The following is a 17,266-nucleotide window of genomic DNA, read 5'->3' as shown; positions in this document are numbered from 1 at the left end:
GGAATAATGTACTATGGTAATTCAATCGATCGGATCCTTGATAAAGAATAATGCGCCCGCTGCGTTGAGAAAAAATCCATATGCGATTAAGTTATTTGACAGTATGTTTGCAAAAAAGAAGGCAATAAGTCCAATTAAGCCTATGAGTCGCCGATATTATATGTCGATTAATTCGGATTTGGCTGATGATTTGCTTCGCAGCAAACCAAGATTATTGGTTGTGTGCACACGTTTTGGCGACGGAATTGATGGCGGAATAACGAGGCATCTATCCGATTTCGAGGCGCGCGATATTGTAACTGTAGATCTGTCTAGTCTGTGCAACTCTCGTGTAGACGTTGATGCCATACTGGCCGATCCGATGCCACTTCGGGCTGCATTGTTTCAGTTGAATAAAATCTGCACTAAGCAAGGGACTAAGCTTGTGCTTTTAGAAAACACTCCAGATACGAGATTATCTAAAATTCTAAGTTCAATTTCCGATAATTTAGGCTTCTATTCTATTGAGGGGCGCGGAGGATTTGATGTTATCGGAGAAATTCCTTGGAACTCGGCTGAGAATAGGACTTTGGTTTCGCTTCCCGACGGGATTGAGGGTCGCCGTGGCAAGAATGCAGACGACGAAGATTTTATAAGAGGTCTGCAATTTTTCTGCGGCTTGAGGAGCACGCGGAACTGTTTTGTTCTTGTTGGAGGGAACGGAGCTTTGCGTGATCGAAAATATTGGAACGAGCTAGTTATCAAGCTTATTGAAGACTGTGAGCGAAAAAGCGCGAATTTGATAATCGTTGAAGATTGTATTGAGAACGCTCTTAACACGAATACTTACGATCGAATCATTAAGTCGGATAAAGTTTCACTATTTCCGGGGGAAGTAAAAGATGATGAAACTTTAAAAAACTTAATATCTAGTAAGAGGACAATACATTTCGGTAGCTGGATTCATAAATTGAATAAATCGAAATGGGAAGATTTATTGTCTTTGCTGCTGATATCTCAAAAACGCTTGGATTGGCTATTTGAAAATTTTGAAAAAATTAAATCGACTAACGCGAACGTTTCAGCGTATTTGGCTTCGATTTTAGAAATTCATCAATCACCTGATTTTGGGCTACTTGTCGGAAAGAAGCTTGTATCGGGCCGGGTTCAAGGTACCGTTGCGCTTGCTCAGTCCGAAGAGACAAAGGAGGTTATCGAAGGCGTTCAGAAATTCCTTGTGCAGTCTTTCGACGCTGTGGGGCGCGTCGACGGCGCCAACAAGATATCAACGGTTCCTGCGGTTTCAGCTTCAGCTGCATTTTTGCAATGGGGTACTGCGGAATCGAACCGTCGCCGCAACTTGCGTAGAAATGCGAAGATATCCGGTGCTCCTCTCTTTTTTATTGAAGACGGTTTTGTCCGGTCCCTGTCTATTGGGCTAACGGGTAGCCCTGGGCTATCATTTTTGATTGATGATTTAGCCCCGTATTACGATGCTCGGCAGTGGTCGCGTATTGAATTGATGTTGGCGTCTAGTTGGGAGATAGGCGCAGCGGATCGGGCATTTGCAGCTGATGTGCTCGGAAATATCAAGAGGCTAAAAGTTAGCAAGTACAATCATGCACCTGAATATGTTCCGGCTTGGGCGGGTTCGACAAGAAAGAAGTATCTTCTCGTCGATCAACGGTTTGGTGACCAGTCGGTCGCGTCGGGGCTGGCGACTGAGTACTCGTTTCGGCAAATGGTTATTGATGCGGTAAATGATAGTGGAAGCCCTTTAGTCATTCTCAAACGACATCCTGATGGGACTTTGGGGGGGAAGGGTTCCTACTTTAGTCGAAGTTTCCTGGGTAGCTTGCTAGATCATGAATGCATTATTGTCGAAGATAATGAGATTAATCCGTATTCGTTATTCAACGTTGTTGATCGGGTCTGCTGCGTCACATCTGGTATGGGTTTCGAGGCTTTAATTGCCGGAAAAGAGGTGAAGACTTACGGTGCACCTTTTTACGCTGGGTGGGGGCTGACTGAGGACTCGTTAAAACTTGATTGGCGTGCTCGCTCCCGCTCCATAGAAGAGATATTTTATTGGGCATATATGGCGAGATCGGTCTATTACGATCCATACAAGGGTTCGCGGACAGACATAGCAGGGTTGTGTGAGCTAGTCGCTCAACATCGTGACATTGAATTGGCAGAAAAAGCATCATGAGTTTAGTGGTTGTCTATTCCCCCGAGCGTCCGTTAACATCTGTCGATTTAGCGGCAATCGATCAGTCTTTTCCATCTTCATTGGTCGCCGTCATCGGTCGGTCTTCTGGTGAACCTGTTGATGGGCAGCGTATTTCATTTTTCGAAGATGACACGGGTGGGCTGACGCAGTTCGAAGCTTTTATCGCCTCGATGCAAATTTCTGCTATGTTGTTCAGGCCTCACGGTTTTTGGCTGTGCGCGCGCAGCGTTCTGGCCGTAGTTTTATCGAAGTCAGTTCCGAGTTTTTTCAGTTTTGACGATGGTGTAGTACAAGGGTATTCGTTCTTAGAAGCAAGAGAAGAGATTTCAAAGAACGTTCTTTTCATTTATCCAGGGCCTCTTGCTCCTGCTAATAATGGCTCAAGGCAACGGGCATTAAGCTTATTTTTTGAGCTTATTTCCTCTGGGGAAAATATAACGATTGCAGCCGGTAAGCAGACGCTAGATACGAGCTATAGAGAATTTTTGAGGCAATTTGGTGTGAAAGTTATAGCTTTTGAGGGCTCCACCATTGTTCAAAGAATCCTCAAGCGTTTAAGAGCGACTTGCAAGAAATTGTTGGGTGGAGGGTATTTTTTGCCACTTTTTGCTCGGATGGAATTCAGTCTGTCTCCAAGCTATCGCTCGTTAATCGACCGCCATTCTGAAACATCTGGAATTGTTGTGTTTTCGTATGCTTGGATGATTCCATTTTTTCTTAAACGCAAGAATAATTTTGAGTATGTCGTTGATACCCACGACGTGAATTTTGTCCGTGATAGTGGATATTATATAGGACGTGGTCTTATCGGAAAGTTATTAAGTCGATTTGGCAGATATTTGGAACTCAGGCTTTTGAGCTCGATGGACAAAGTTGCGGCCATTTCTACAACAGATTATGAAATTTTTAGTAAAACTGATTTGAAGCAACAGATTATTTTAATGCCTCCAAGTTTCAATTGGATTGATACGGTGGAAGGTACGGGAAATGCTCAAGCGCTGACATTCGGATTTATTGGTGCAGATATGATCGCAAACAGAAAAGCGATAGATCATATTATAACTGACGTATGGCCGCTTATTTGTAAGCAAAGACCAAATGCTCGATTATTTATCGCTGGGAATATCTGTAGTTATGTGGAAAGCAGGAATTACAAGCTTTTTAATATAACTTGTCTTGGCTTCGTGGCTTCTTTGCGAGGTTTTTATACGTCTATCGATGCGCTTGTTTCTCCCGTTTTGATGCAGGGAGGTCTCAATATTAAGATTATGGAAAGTCTTGTGGCCGGTGTTCCCGTATACGTAAATTCGCTTGGAAGTAAGTCGTTACCTAGGACTGAATTAGTATATACGGCGGAAGATATCCCTTCTGGTGAGGGGATTAAAGCGTTCCTGACGTTAGCAGATCGCTTTTGTAACAATTATGAATTGCGCAAATCTAGTAGCGAGGACGTGAAGCGTGGTGCGGTTACATCTTTCCGTGACGGTTATTTGCGTGTTCTTGCCAAAAGCAAACTTTAGGGCGTTCGCCGAGATCGTAACTGGTTAGTATAAGGGGGAGTGGGAAACCGATGGCAAGTGAGAATGACCAAAAAAATATGCTGCTACGGCTAGAAAAGTTGGAAAACGAATTGAAAGAGTTAAAGGAGCAACTCAGCGAGGCGCGCCTGGCCGAAATTATCAGAAATGCAGTTGATCCCTTTTTCCGATTCCAGAACGAAAAGATTGATGGTCACGCGGCGTATTTTTCCAGTGACGATAAGATATTTAGGTTTTCAACCAATGGAGTAACGTTTTCGTTTTACTTGCCGTTGGGGGGATCTGATCAAATCCAAAAAGACATTCTGCGGACGGCTTATTTCTATCAGCCGAAGCCGCTTAATTTTATCCAGCAACACAAACTTGTTAGCGCATCGAGTGTGGTTCTTGATGTTGGTGCTAATATTGGAAACCACACTGTTTTCTTTGGCAGGGCGATGGAGGTGAAGAAGGTGCATTCTTTCGAACCCAACCCACCTGCGTTCTCTATATTGCAGAAAAACGTTGAACTTAATGGTTTGGATGATGTTGTTGAACTCCACCAAGTGGGCGTGGGCGCTAGGTCCTCGCGTGCGCGTAATTTAAATACATGGAGCAGCAATCTAGGGGGGAATCAAATTGCTGACGATGAGGCAGGGGACGTGCGCATCGAGCGGATAGACGATCTCGCCTTTTCGAAAGTCGATTTCATCAAGATTGACGTAGAAGGCCGAGGTGACGGTGTTATCAATGGTGCCATTAGTACGATTTCGCGGGATAAACCGGTGCTGTTGGTAGAGGAAACTTCCGGTCCAGAGAAAGCGGCGATTTCGATGCTTAAGTCCAGCTTTGGATATCGTGAAATATGGCGTCGTAAATTGGATGTCATTCTTACTGTTTAGTGCCTTGTTGTGCTTTTGGTGTTGATGCGGCCGGCTAGTTTAGTCGGTCGCGCTGCTTTCTTTCATCCTGACGTGCCCCCAATAAATTAGGCCATTTTGAACTGGAATTTTTCACTTATTATCCCTGCTGGGAAGAAGAGGAGAATTCAATGAAGGCGTCCAGGTTTTCGGAAGCGCAGATCGCATTTGTGTTGAAGCAGGCAGAGGATGGGACACCGATCGGTGAGGTTTGCCGCAAGGCCGGCATTTCGGATGCCACGTTCTACAATTGGCGCAAAAATACGCGGGCCTGATGCCCTCGGAGATGAAGGGACTGCGGCAGCTTGAAGAGGAGAATGCCAAGCTGAAGCGGATTGTAGCGGATCTTTCACTCGACAAGGCCATGCTCCAGGATGTTCTGTCAAAAAAGCTCTGAGGCCTGCCCGCAAGCGCAAGCTTGTCGACGCAGTCAAGGCGGACTGGAAGGTTTCGATCCGGCGTGCATGCTCGGTGTTGAAGATTGACCGGTCGCTTTATGTCTACAAGTCCAGACGTGGCGAGCAGGCCGAACTAAAGCTGAAGATCAGGGACATCTGCCAAACGCGCGTGCGCTACGGTTATCGTCGCGTCCATGTCCTGCTCAGGCGTGATGGATGGCCTGTTAATCCGAAGCGAATCTATCGTCTTTACAAGGAGATGGACCTCCAGCTCCGCAACAAGGTTCCCAAGCGTCGGGTCAAGGCTAAGCTGCGAGCAGACCGTACGGAACCGACCCATTCTAACCATGTCTGGGCGATGGACTTCGTACACGACCAATTGGCTACCGGCCGCAAAATCAGGATTCTGACAGTGGTTGATACATTTTCACGCTTTTCGCCGGCAGTCGATGCCCGCTTCAGTTACAAGGGTGAGGATGTTGTTCAGACGCTTGAGAGGGTATGTCGCCAGGTCGGCTACCCAGCCACCATTCGGGTAGACAACGTCCTATATTCGGAATAAAACGCCATTTTGGCAGCAGGTCGTTGTCGCGTCGGTTATCCCGATGCGTTTGAATTATGATGTAGGCCACGCCGATCGTCAACGAACGGTCTCTCCCATAACAAACACAGAGTACGCATGATGCGGCTCTCACCGTCCTTAAGACGAGATCCTTTTGCCGTCGAGCGGAAGGCCTGAACATTATCTACGAGGTCGCTGATTAGATCAGCGCCTCCACGGCCCTGTCAGAGAAGGGTCCTTCCGCTGTGGATCGTCCCTTCAAAGAAGGGGCGATAGGGTTCGCCGCTTTTGATAACCGCATGCACGGTCCGGGCCATTTTGGCGGCGATTGCTGTAGACGCCTTACGGCGTAAATTGGTGTTGTGGCGGTCCTTGGTGATGTATCGCTCAAACTTGTCGCGGAAACTGTTGGCACGCTGTAGAATGGCGACCTGTGCTGCCATCCATAATGTCCGCCTCAGCCGTGCATTACCATACTTGGAGAGCTTGGTCTGACCGCGGAACATTCCTGACTGGATTGTGGCGAGGTCCATGCCGCAGAACTTTAGGAACTGGCGATGGTGTTGAAATCGGCGTAAGTTTCCGGCTTCCGCCAGGATTGTCAGAGCGTTGATAGGACCTATGCCGGGAATAGTGCATAGCAGCTGGTAGTCGGGATTATCCTTCAGCATCGCTACCGCCCTTGCCTCGATTTGATTACGCTGGGCGATAAGGCTTCTGCCCTCGGCGAGAACCATACGGAACATGCTTATAGCGTCCGAGTCCGGTGCGACCGGAAGCCCGATCGAGCGCGTAGCGGTAGCGTAAATGTCTGCCAACAGACGTTCTTTCCCAACTTTGCGACCAACGACATCCCATGCGGCTTCGATGAAAGCCTCCCTGTCCAGGGCCGCGATGAAATGCGGAGACGGGAACAGTTCGAGGAAAGCGAAGAACCAGTCGCTGCGTGAACTGCGGTGAAATCGATCCGCCTCAGGGAAATACAATGGCAGGTAATGCGTCAGGATCCGATGCCACAGTTCGGTCTTCGACTTTGAGATCATGTCGTGGGTCTTCGACAGTTCCTGAATGTCGTTCGTGCCGTGCATCAACGGGTCGTGATAGAATTGCTCGGCGCCAATGGTCATCATATGCAGAATAACCTGGGCATCCTTCGGGTCATTTTTGTCCCAGGAATTGTGCAACGCTTCTCTGGTGCGAGCCAGCGCGACCGACGAGATCAGTTTTACCTTAAAGCCGGCCGTGCCGAGGTGATATGCCAAAGCGCGGTGATAGTTTCCCGTCGCCTCGAAGGCGACGCGGACAGGCCGCTGATAGCTGTGCAATAGACTGATGAGCCTGTCGAACTCATCGAGGTTGTTGAGCACACTCACTCGACGGCGCCGCTTTTTGTCCGGCGCCTCGATCAGCACCTCGTGACGTTCCTTCGAAATATCAATCGCTGCCAGAATGGTGGCAGATGCGGTAATGTCGCACTTGGTCATAGCCGGTCTCCTTTACAGTGTGGCTTTGCAAAACCACTGTGAGACCTGATGCCCGGCTATGACCACCTGCTTCGCCTGATAAGGGCTACGCAGTCAGTCAAAGCTTCATTCAGCGTATTCTTCCGAAGGTGTTACGGCAGCGAATTTATCTCTCGTGATCTTGATCTCTGGGCATATCATAGAGGCGTCGTGCTCGACTTCTCGCGGCCGGGCAAGCCCACGGACAACAGCTACATCGAGAGCTTTAATGGCAAGTTCCGGGCTGAATGTCTGAACGCTCATTGGTTTATGAGCCTTGACGACGCACGGGCAAAGATGGAGGATTGGCGTAGAGACTATAACGAGTTCCGGCCACATAGCGCGATCGGCAACAAGGTGCCGATTTCGCTCATGAACGGCTCATCGGCACCCACGCCGACCTGAGCCAAAACCCCGGAAAATTCCAGCTCCCGATGGCCCAAAATCGGGGAGCACCTCAGTCACGTCCCCGGTCGTAAAGCCCGGGCCCGATAGGCCGACAGCAGCCAATGACGTCGGCGCGGTCAGAAATAGGTCCGCAGTTTTTTCAGCATTTTGGCAGGGTGTCGGTCTCGGGATCATTGCCATGGTGACGCTCTGGTTTTTGACATGATCGCAAGGCGGCTGCGCATTCACAGGCTGACTGCGTAAGCCACGGCTACACGTTTCACATCCTCAACCCCAGACCGTTCCTCAGGGACTGTTTGAGCTCGTATTGTTGTGTGAGCTCGGCTCGTTGGGCGCGCTCGACGATGCGGGCGACGTGTTTGATCCGGTCGAGTTGTTTGGCAAAGTCTGGCTCCAGGCGTAGCGCGTCCGGTTTCAGGTGGCGCGGATCGGCGCTGCCAAAGCGCTGCTCGAGCGCGGCTGTAATTGTGCGGGCTTCGGCAAGAGCCGATTGTCCCTCTGGCGTTGTCAGAAGATGCTTGAGGAATGTCGGCCTGTCTTCAAGGGCCAGGCTGTCAAACTGCTGCAGAAGGGCTTGGCTGCGCTCTGTCAAGCCGGGCACTTCGACAATGTCCTGGCGCTCACGTTTCCAGGTTTCTGACTTGCGCTCTGCCTCCAGGCGACGCTGCCAGGTTTGAGCAGCGAATAGGACGTGGTTGCCAAGGGCGTGTGCATAATGGCGGGCAAGCTTGCGCTCCTTGTTGTCGCCGAGAAGCCCGACTTTGCCGCGCAGGGGTCCGAACTGCTCGGGGGTCTCGATGAGTGATCTGGCCAGGACGCGCCCCTCAATCCCCTTTTCTACGATTGCGGCACTGAGCGTTGCTGCCGCCTGTTCATGATCGACATAGACCTCACGACCCACTGACCGCACGTCTTCCATAGAGCTGACCAGATTGGGCAAGGCCTTTTCGCGGGCGATGTCTTCGATGGTGCGATCGTAGAAACGAACGGCGGGAATGAGCGGGGCGGTAACGTCTGCGGGGACAACGAGACGCGCACCCTGATCGGCTTGAACGTGTTCTAGACCATGCGCGGCGTCGAGGGCGTTGAGAGCAGGACCGACCAGATCGTAGACCGGCTCCTCGTCAGCCTGGCTGCGATCATGTGGCCGATCCTGCATCTGGCCCACCGGCCGCCCGGTGAGGTGCTGAACGTCGTGCGCCACAGCTGTCGCGACTTCAAGTTTTATCTCATCTGTGGCGTTCACTTTTGATGTCAGTCCGCGCCGCTCGGCAAAGACGTTGGTATAATCAAGCGTCGTTTCCTTGGCACCGGACCGGCTCATGCTGGCGACGATCTCTTTCATGTCGGGAAGCTCATCGCGACCGGCATAGAGCTTTGCCTCATGACGGTGACGGGTCATGGCGACATAGGTGAGATGCCGGTCCATGGTTGAGGATGCCATGACAAAGGCCCTGTCAACGGTAGCGCCTTGTGCCTTGTGAATGGTGGTGGCGTAACCATGGTCAAAGGATTGGTAATCTTTAACGGGTAGGGAGAGAACACGGGCATTGTTTTGCCCAGCTGAATCTCCGTCGAGCCGCATCTGTATTGCGTTCGGCTCGACGGCCTCCACCCTTCCCAACATGCCGTTCTTGACGCCGAGATCGCGATTGTTTTCCAGAAGAAGGATACGGTCACCGGGTGCAAAGCCCCGCTTGCCGTTGACGGTCTGGTAGACGATTTCGCGATCGGTTTGACGGTTGTGATCAGCTTGTAAGGCACCAGCCGTGGCTGCGTGTCGTTCCTCTGTTCTTTGACCATCGCCGATCGTATTGACGGGGCCATTCTGGAGTTCCTGATGATCGCCTTTCGCCAGCAACTCTTTGGCCTGAAGCGCCTGTCTGATGCCGTCATTGATGGCGCGAACATCGACGCGGCGATGGGCGAGAGCAATGCGGGATTCGGATGGATGTTGGTTGATGTCGGCAAGATAGTCAGCCACGAGTTTTTCGCGCGCCATCTCCCGGTCATCGGCAAACACAACGTGACCACGATCCGCATAATCGCGTAATGCGTGACGGGTGCGATGGGTCGCAAACGCCACCGATGCCTGACGCTGCCAGTCCTGTGTCTGTCGGCGGATCTCTGTTAATTCGACCGAGCCGATGCGCTCGGCTATCGCGCGAAACGGCGAGCCTGCACCGATGGCCTGAAGCTGCTCGTGATCGCCAACCAGAACGAGCTTGGCACCGCGCGCTTCGACCTCCCTGACGATCCGTGCGAGCTGGCGACTTGCGACCATGCCAGCCTCATCGATAACGAAGATGTCGCCGTGACCAAGCTCATCTTTGCCTTTGTTCCAGCCATACTCCCATGATGCCAATGTGCGAGCGGCAATGCCGGATGATTGCGTCAAGCCTTCGGCTGCCTTTCCGGCAAGGGCTGCCCCATAGACACGATAACCTTGGCGCTCCCAGGCGTTGCGGGCTGCCGCAAGCATGGTGGACTTGCCCGCACCGGCAAAGCCGATCACGGCGGCGATCTGCTGCGATGATGTGATGTGACGCACAGCTGTCCGTTGCTCGTCACTGAGCTTGCTTGCCTTCAAGAGGGCATCCTGATGATCGAGCGCATCGCCGACACGATCTGCTCTCACACCATGGTCATTGCGCTCTGCCATCCGCAGCGCACTGGCCGCCATGGCATGCTCGATGGCGACCATCTCGCGTGTCGAATAACGCGCCAGTTCGTCGTCCTGCCCGGGCTGCAACTTAACCAATTGCGGTGAGGCCATGACGGCAGCAAGCGCGCGTTGGAAACCGTCATTGTCGTTGATGTAGCGATGGAGCGTGCGGGCGATATCGTGACGGGTAAACACGCTCTTTTCGTCGCTCAGAAGGCGCAGGACCTCGTCGGGTTTGCGCCGGATGCGCTCAGCGTTTCGTTTCGCGGATTGCTCTTCTATCCGGGTCCTTGAAACATCCAGCCCGCGCCGTTGCATCTGGCTGGCATGCACGCCCATATGTTCGGTAGGCTCGATCGACAGGCCGCGCTCCAGATGTGAGCGATGATCAATCCGCACATCAAGACCAGCGCGCATCAGATGTCGGTTGGCATGCTCTGCAAAGGTTTGGCGGATATCGCGCATCTGCAGGTGAGAGGTTGGCAGATCATGGGCGAGCAGCCATTTGTTCTCGCGCTCGATCAGTGTTTTGTCGCCAAGGCCATCTGGCGTTACCACCCGCGTGGTCATCATCACATGGGCGTGGATATTGCGGGTATCTGTTTTGCCCTGGGGCACATGGATGGCAAAGTCGACGGCGGCACTATGACGATTGGCGAGATCCTGTGCGAAGGCACGTGTTAGAGACAGACGCTCTTCGTCACTAAGCTCATGGGGAAGGGCAATCTCGAACTCGCGGGCCACGCGCGCATCGCAGCGTTTCTCGGCGGCCTCTGCCGCATTCCACAACTCAGATCGATCCAGCGCCCAAGTTGCGTCGATACCATCGGGAAGCACGATCTCGCAGTGGTCGACACCCTGCTTGGCGGTAAAATCATGCACCAGACCGTCGCGTTCATTTATCAGCAGACTTGCAGTGCGATAGGCAATGGCAGCCACGGCACTGCGACCCCCTGATCTGGAGACTGGCTTGCTGCTCAGATGGTAAATCGCCACCGCCATCTGTCCTTTCCCGGTGCTGACAACCGGCTGGGTGAGGAATGCTGCAACTCGTAAGTGCGCCCTTGTTGCTTTCGTCAGGGCACGGCTAGCATTGGAAGGCATGGAATGGCGACGTGCAGATCTGCATCTTGCGGACCGGACAAATCGAGGTTCCAATGTGCCCCAATGGCAGACTGACAAAAGGATGACACCGCGATGAGAAAGCCGATCGCGCAACGCATCAAAGAGCTCGAGGAGCGCAAACGCGCCTTGCAATCGCGGCTGGGCAAGCAGGAGTGCGCGCAGGACACCCGGCGCAAGATATTGCTCGGATCATTTGTGCTGGAGCGCCTGGCGTGTCGATCAGCGCAGGATGGTGATACCAGCGATCAGTCTGCCCTCAGGCATTGGCTTGCAACACAGCTGCCGGCGTTTCTCCGTCGCGATGCCGATCGTGCCTTGTTTGCCGACCTGCTCGAAGAATGCCAGCTGGGTCAAGGCCACGGTGTGGAAGACGGTAACGCGCAACGGAGCAATGGGTACCATCGTCAAGCCAATGGCAATCAAGCTGATGTCATCGGGGACAATGAACCATGACGGTGCTCGATGTCCCAACGCTTGGCCCTGAGTTACGCCTTCGCGGCGATACGGATGACTGGACGCTCAAGAGGGATTGCGGGATGAGCCTGTCCTGACGGGAACGCGCTTTCCATAGCGCCGTAGTGAGCGGCAGGACGGGCGTGCGTCTGGCGCCATCGGGTGAGGGAACGCAGCCCAGGATCTAACGAACGATCCGGGTCTGATCCCAGCGTTGCGCTCTGCGCCATCGGCAGCTAGAGGCAGGCAATGATAAAGAGGAATTTTCGCATGTGGCTGGATACGCCGAAGCATTATGGTCTGATCAGCCGGACCTTGCATTGGACAATGGCCTATCTTTTGATCTGGCAGTTTGTTGTCATTTTGACGTGGCGATTGTTCGGGGATACGGAGTTGGTCAGGACGGTCACCTCGCTTGGACCTGGCCATGGCACCGTTGGCCTTTTGGTGATCGTGCTTGTTGTCATTCGCGCTATCTGGTGGACCGTCAATCGCAATCGTCGCCCGGTTCAATCGACAACCGTTACCGGTCGTGCAGCCGCTGTTGTTCACGCCAGCTTTTATCTTCTGATGTTTAGCATTCCGGCACTGGGGCTGTTGCGGGCCTATGGCAGCGGCAAGGGGTGGGCACCGTGGGTTCCTGCAAGCGGGATAGAGGTCATGTGGATGATAAAGCCGGCTGATCTTCTTCATAGTTTGCTGGCATGGGTTTTGTCGGTTCTGATCGCAGGCCATGTCATCATGGCGCTCATTCACCGGTTCGCGTTGAATGACCAAACGCTTGGACGGATGGTGGGAAGGTGGGCCAGGGCCACGGCTGATGAGTAACCAATCACGTTTATGACCACTAGACCAGATCCGAAAAACAGGGTCGAAGACGCAGATTGGTCAATGCCTCTGAGAGCTTTTGTGCAATGTGTGTCAAAGGCCTGGTGGGATTTCCTGCAGTTGTTGTTTCGGTTTAACTGTGTCAGATTTTTAGAGCCACCATTCAGAGAGTCGACGTCGATACCGCCAACGCCAAGAAGCCGCTACCATGATGAAGTCCTCCCTCAATCATATCCCGCCGCGCAAGCAACGTGAACTCGCCCGTGCTCTGGAAATCCTGCACGAGGAATTCGAGGATGCTCTGGGCGAAGGAACAGCCGACTTCAAGAAGCGCGGGCGCATTCTCAAAATCATCCTGTTCGGCTCTTACGCCCGCGGCACCTTCGTTGACGAACCGCATACGATGAAGGGCTATCGCTCTGACTTTGATCTTCTCGTCATCGTCAACAATCGCAAGCTGACCGACTTTGCGCAATACTGGTACAAGGCAGCCGACCGTCTGATCCGCGACAGCTTTATCGAAACGCCGACGCAGTTCATCGTGCACTCGCGTCGCGAGGTAAACACGCAGCTGAAGGAGGGTCATTACTTCTTCTCGGATATCCGCAAGGAAGGCATCGTTCTCTACGAGTTGGATGACGAGCCTCTGGCTGAGCCCAAACCGCTCACGGCCGAAGAGCGGTTGAGAGTGGCGCGGGAGCATTTTAAGGAGCGCTTCGAACTCGCTTCGACGTTCATCAAAGGTTCGAAATTTTATCTAAGCGAAGGCCATACTAAGGTTGCCTCTTTCGAGCTTCATCAAGCAATAGAGCAAGCCTACGCTTGCGTCCTGCTCACTCTGACAAACTACGGACCAGCATCGCATAACATCAAGTTTCTCCGTTCCCTTGCGGAAGAGCAGGATCTTCGCTTGGTCGAAGCCTTTCCGCGCGACCAACACCGCGAGCGGGCCTGGTTCAACACGATCAATGAGGCCTATGTGAAGGCAAGGTATTCCAAGCATTTCGAGATCAGCGAAGAGGCGCTTGTCTGGCTTGGAGAGCGGACCGCGCATCTGCTTGAGCTGGTCAAACAGGTTTGCGAAGAGCACCTGACAAAACTCGCAGAGAATGCGAATGAAAAAGGGTCTCAGACGGGTGGTTAGTCATTCGCGCTCTAAACACGTCAGTTGCTTTGCAGAAATGGCAATCCCTGACGACGCGCCGGTGCTTGCCAGCGTCCTCTAAGCTTCCTGGTCGTCGCGACATCAATCTCCGTTTGCGATCGACATGACGCGTAGGATGCCCCGTGGAGGAGGCCAAGGATAATTCCGGCACGCCCGCCTTGGCCAGAAGAACCAGACAGCTTAACGTTGGCGCGAAACAAATCAAAGACGACGCATGGCAGCCAAGACAACACTCAACGCGAAGAACCTCGAGGCACTCGGCGCACAAAGGCTTGCCGAGCTTCTCATTGAGATCAGCACCGGCAGCGCCGCACACAAGCGTCGTCTCCGGATGGAGATCGCAGGCAACCACAGCAGCGCTGATGTTTCCAGAGAGGTCCGCAAGAGGCTTTCCAGTATCATGCGCGCCCGCACATTCATCGATTGGCGCAAGGTCAAGGCGATGAAGATGGATCTGGAGACCCAGCGCAAGACGATCGTCGATACCGTTGCACTGCACGATCCAGTTGAAGCTTTCGAACTGATCTGGCAGTTCCTGGCTGTTGCGGCTCCGCTGTTTGGACGGTCGGACGATGGGAGTGGCTCGTTGATCCAAAGCTTCCATCAGGCATGCAATGATGCCGGGGCGATCGCCAAGGCTGCGAACATCGACATCGACGTGCTGGCCGAAAAGATATTCAAGGCATTGCAGGACAACGGCTATGGTCAGTTTGACCGGCTGATCACTGCCATGGTCCCAGCGCTGAAGAATGATGGGCTTGAGCGCCTCAGAGCGCTCTTTGTGACCTGGTCGAAAGAACCGGAAGAGAAGGCTCGCAAGACGGACCGGACAGTCATAGGCCGCAGCAGTGCTGGCGCGATTTATGAGGAGGTTTATGGCAACCACAACGACCTCACTATCCGTATCGCGCTCCAGGAAATCGCTGACGCCTTGGGTGACGTAGATGCCTATATCGCACAACAGCCTGAAAAGACACGCGCAGCGCCTATGGTTGCAGCAGACATCGCCCACCGCCTCGTGTCAGCGGGACGAGCCGAAGAAGCTCTGAAGGCGCTCGACAAAGTCGATACGAGCGAACGAACGGATGTCCCATTCGAGTGGGAGTTGGCCCGCATTGAGGTTCTGGAAGCACTCGGACGTGGTGAAGAAGCTCAGGCATTCCGGTGGAGGTGCTTCGAGCAGTCGTTGAACGATGAGCATCTGCGCGCCTATGTCCGACGCCTGCCTGACTTCGATGATCTTGAGGCAGAGGCGAAGGCGTTCAGCTACGCTCAGGCATTCCCGAACGTCCATCGTGCTCTGCACTTCTTCCTCCGTTGGCCGTCGCCAGCAGAGGCGGCAAAGGTGGTCATGAAGCGAGAAGCCGAGCTGGATGGTGATCTTTACGGACTGATGACACCAGCTGCAGACGCGCTTTCCGCGAAACACCCGCTAGCAGCGACCGTTGTCCTTCGATCCATGGTCGACTTCACTCTGAGGAGTGGCCGGTCGAGCCGATACAAGCACGCCGCACGACACCTTGCAGAATGCCGATCGCTGGCGAGCCAGATAAAGGACTTTGGGAGCATACAGTCGAATGATGCGTATGTAGCTGACCTGAAACGAGAGCACGGGCGGAAGTCAGGTTTCTGGAGCCTGGTGCAGTGATTTTCACCTGCGATTGCCAGCATCCTCTCAGTTTCCGGATCGTTGCCATCGTGGTCTTCAATCATATTGAAGGTCGTGCGTCGGACGGCCCCCGAGGGGAGCCAAGGCTTATCCCGGCACATTCCAGGCCAATCGGGAGAAGCTGTTCATTCTAATGAAACCAATAATGACGACAATGCAATCGCCTCTGCTGGAGTAACTGAGCGATGGAGAACATAGCGGTGTCGGGTAGCCCCCTCGTTAGTCCCGTTCTCCCGTCTTAAGATCGATAGATCGTTTATCACGAATACGCCAGACGACGAACAAGACTGTGCAATTGTCACGGCCATCTTAAACTTGGCGCGAAGTTTCAAGCTTCAGGTAGTTGCGGAGGGTGTTGAGACCATCGAGCAGGCGAAGTTTCTACATCAAGCGGGATGCGAACTCGGTCTGGGCTATTTCTACAGTCGTCCCGTCTGCGATCTCACGATTGATGCGCTTCTGGACACGCTATATTAGTCCAGTCCCAAGAAGGTTATTGAAAAGGATGCAGATGATAGGCAGCGGTTTCGCAATCGCGTTGTGCCTAATAAGGGTGCTTGCACTGATACGTGCGCCGGTTAGAGGATTTCACTGGGCCAAGGTGCCGCCAGTGTGGCGGAGCGTGGTGAAGGCACATCGGTTGACGCCAGACGGAGGTAGGTCTGGGTGAATGTCTCTCTGAAAATAGCGATATTCACATTGTCTCTAGTTCGCACGTAAACGGTCAACCCGTCAACTGAATCACCTTTTGCCCATCCATAATTCCAGCCTATGAGCTCCGCGTTTAATTCCCCAGCGCACCACTGGAGGTCATCATCAATCTGGCGCCTATGTTGTGGGAGCAGGCATGCCTGATGTTGATAAAAGATCGAAAATGTGTCGATCGTGGTGCCGGTCATCTCTTGAAAATAGCTGGTGAGGTCCCAATCTACGGCGATCCGCGCGCATGAGGCGCAGATCGCCACTCCTGGTCCTGCAATGATATTGCCGACGCCGTCCTGCCGGGATTTTCCGCAGAAACTACATATTACAGCGTTGTCGCCTTGACCGAAGAGCACTCGGCGCGCTGCATGAAATCGGTCTTTTATAGAGAGCTGGTTCATACTGCACTCGCTCTTGAACGGACAACCAGTCATTGTGCATAACTGTTCGTTGCTGCCAAGACGAAAACAAGGCTATCCACCCTCATACGCCTTTAGCAACAACGGCTGTGCCTTCTCAAAGTCCGCCATCGACTTCAGCGTGACCTGTAAGTCGCCCGTGCCAAAGTGGCCAACATGCCTGACGTCACGGGTTAAGCCGCTTTCGAGTGCCGCAGAACTTGGCTCAAGCTTGAGAAAAGCGTCACAGTTCGCGCTGTGGGTACGGGTTGCCGTGTCAGGCTGCTTCCAGTTCCCTGATGTTAGCAAGGTCCGGCTCAAGCGTGGCTCCGGTGATCCTGTGATTGTTGAAATGGAACGCTGCTATTGCGACAATCGCCGTTCGTCGTCGATCAAGGTCAGGGGAGGTGGGACTGATCCACGCCATGTCCAGAGGACGATATTGAGGTCGGCATCGGTGGCGCCTGGAGCAAAGCTCCTGACGACCAAGCCGCAGAAGCCCGCGCTCTTCAAATCGCGTGCCAGCCGCTGTGTCGGAGCTTCACCGAGCACTTTCATGTCGTCGCGCCAAGTTGTCGCGCCAAGATCTTGAGGTTTGATGCCATGGTCCTGCAGCGCGTTCGCGTCACGGGTATCGAACAAAGGCTCGAGATCGGCCTCATAGGAGACAAGAGTGGTTGGCTGTAGGCTTCCTGCCTGATTTGCTTCCCTCAGTGCCGTCATGATGGTCAATGACGTATAA

11 protein-coding genes and 3 pseudogenes are annotated in these 17,266 nt (G+C 53.1%); 10 read left to right on the top strand and 4 right to left on the bottom strand.

Annotated features, from left to right (window positions below):
* The first annotated feature begins 13 nt into the window (after nucleotides 1-13).
* From ACQZ51_RS22480 to ACQZ51_RS22465, 4 genes and pseudogenes are all read left to right on the top strand, one after another.
* Nucleotides 14-2,191, top strand: coding sequence for a capsular polysaccharide export protein, LipB/KpsS family (locus tag ACQZ51_RS22480; protein ID WP_448780715.1), 2,178 nt, complete (start codon nucleotides 14-16; stop codon nucleotides 2,189-2,191).
* Entirely contained in the window at nucleotides 2,188-3,732 is a 1,545-nt protein-coding gene (locus tag ACQZ51_RS22475; RefSeq protein WP_448780713.1) for a glycosyltransferase, read from the top strand. Before ACQZ51_RS22480 ends, ACQZ51_RS22475 begins: the two co-directional genes overlap by 4 nt.
* Before the next feature lie 50 nt (nucleotides 3,733-3,782).
* Complete coding sequence (locus ACQZ51_RS22470; protein WP_448780711.1) at nucleotides 3,783-4,631, top strand: FkbM family methyltransferase; 849 nt, start codon at nucleotides 3,783-3,785, stop codon at nucleotides 4,629-4,631.
* Nucleotides 4,632-4,780: 149 nt separating this feature from the next.
* Nucleotides 4,781-5,588: pseudogene (locus ACQZ51_RS22465) on the top strand (IS3 family transposase); the annotation flags it as partial.
* 245 nt (nucleotides 5,589-5,833) lie between these two features.
* Here ACQZ51_RS22465 and ACQZ51_RS22460 read toward each other — a convergent pair.
* Complete coding sequence (locus tag ACQZ51_RS22460; protein WP_448780709.1) at nucleotides 5,834-7,093, bottom strand: IS110 family RNA-guided transposase; 1,260 nt, start codon at nucleotides 7,091-7,093, stop codon at nucleotides 5,834-5,836.
* A gap of 135 nt (nucleotides 7,094-7,228) precedes the next feature.
* On the opposite strand from ACQZ51_RS22460, the pseudogene ACQZ51_RS22455 reads away from it, so the two are divergent.
* Nucleotides 7,229-7,516 (top strand): annotated as a pseudogene (locus ACQZ51_RS22455) (integrase core domain-containing protein); the annotation flags it as partial.
* Between the two features lie 262 nt (nucleotides 7,517-7,778).
* On the opposite strand, the gene traA reads toward ACQZ51_RS22455, so the two are convergent.
* Nucleotides 7,779-11,180, bottom strand: coding sequence for a Ti-type conjugative transfer relaxase TraA (traA, locus tag ACQZ51_RS22450; RefSeq protein WP_448780758.1), 3,402 nt, complete (start codon nucleotides 11,178-11,180; stop codon nucleotides 7,779-7,781).
* 201 nt (nucleotides 11,181-11,381) lie between these two features.
* Between traA and ACQZ51_RS22445 the strand changes: the two genes are divergently transcribed.
* From ACQZ51_RS22445 to ACQZ51_RS22425, 5 genes and pseudogenes are all read left to right on the top strand, one after another.
* The gene (locus ACQZ51_RS22445; RefSeq protein ID WP_448780707.1) at nucleotides 11,382-11,762 is read left to right on the top strand and encodes a mobilization protein; all 381 of its coding nucleotides are present in this window, start codon (nucleotides 11,382-11,384) and stop codon (nucleotides 11,760-11,762) included.
* A 249-nt stretch (nucleotides 11,763-12,011) separates the two neighbouring features.
* The gene (locus ACQZ51_RS22440) at nucleotides 12,012-12,590 is read left to right on the top strand and encodes a cytochrome b (protein WP_448780705.1); all 579 of its coding nucleotides are present in this window, start codon (nucleotides 12,012-12,014) and stop codon (nucleotides 12,588-12,590) included.
* A 208-nt stretch (nucleotides 12,591-12,798) separates the two neighbouring features.
* A complete protein-coding gene (locus ACQZ51_RS22435; protein WP_448780703.1) occupies nucleotides 12,799-13,734 on the top strand; it encodes a nucleotidyltransferase and HEPN domain-containing protein in 936 nt (311 codons plus the stop codon).
* Nucleotides 13,735-13,969: 235 nt separating this feature from the next.
* Nucleotides 13,970-15,403 carry a DUF6880 family protein gene (locus ACQZ51_RS22430; protein WP_448780701.1) on the top strand — a complete coding sequence of 478 codons (1,434 nt, stop codon included), beginning with the start codon at nucleotides 13,970-13,972 and terminating at the stop codon, nucleotides 15,401-15,403.
* Nucleotides 15,404-15,658: 255 nt separating this feature from the next.
* Nucleotides 15,659-15,901: pseudogene (locus ACQZ51_RS22425) on the top strand (EAL domain-containing protein); the annotation flags it as partial.
* A gap of 101 nt (nucleotides 15,902-16,002) precedes the next feature.
* Here ACQZ51_RS22425 and ACQZ51_RS22420 read toward each other — a convergent pair.
* Together ACQZ51_RS22420 and ACQZ51_RS22415 are read right to left on the bottom strand one after the other, a co-directional pair.
* Nucleotides 16,003-16,527, bottom strand: coding sequence for a ClpX C4-type zinc finger protein (locus tag ACQZ51_RS22420; RefSeq protein WP_448780699.1), 525 nt, complete (start codon nucleotides 16,525-16,527; stop codon nucleotides 16,003-16,005).
* A 360-nt stretch (nucleotides 16,528-16,887) separates the two neighbouring features.
* Nucleotides 16,888-17,266, bottom strand: a 379-nt coding sequence (locus ACQZ51_RS22415; protein WP_448780697.1) for an RES family NAD+ phosphorylase, incomplete at its 5' end; no start/stop codon positions are given.

This window comes from Agrobacterium sp. CG674 (assembly GCF_053521645.1).
This window is presented reverse-complemented; position numbering and strand designations above follow the sequence as displayed.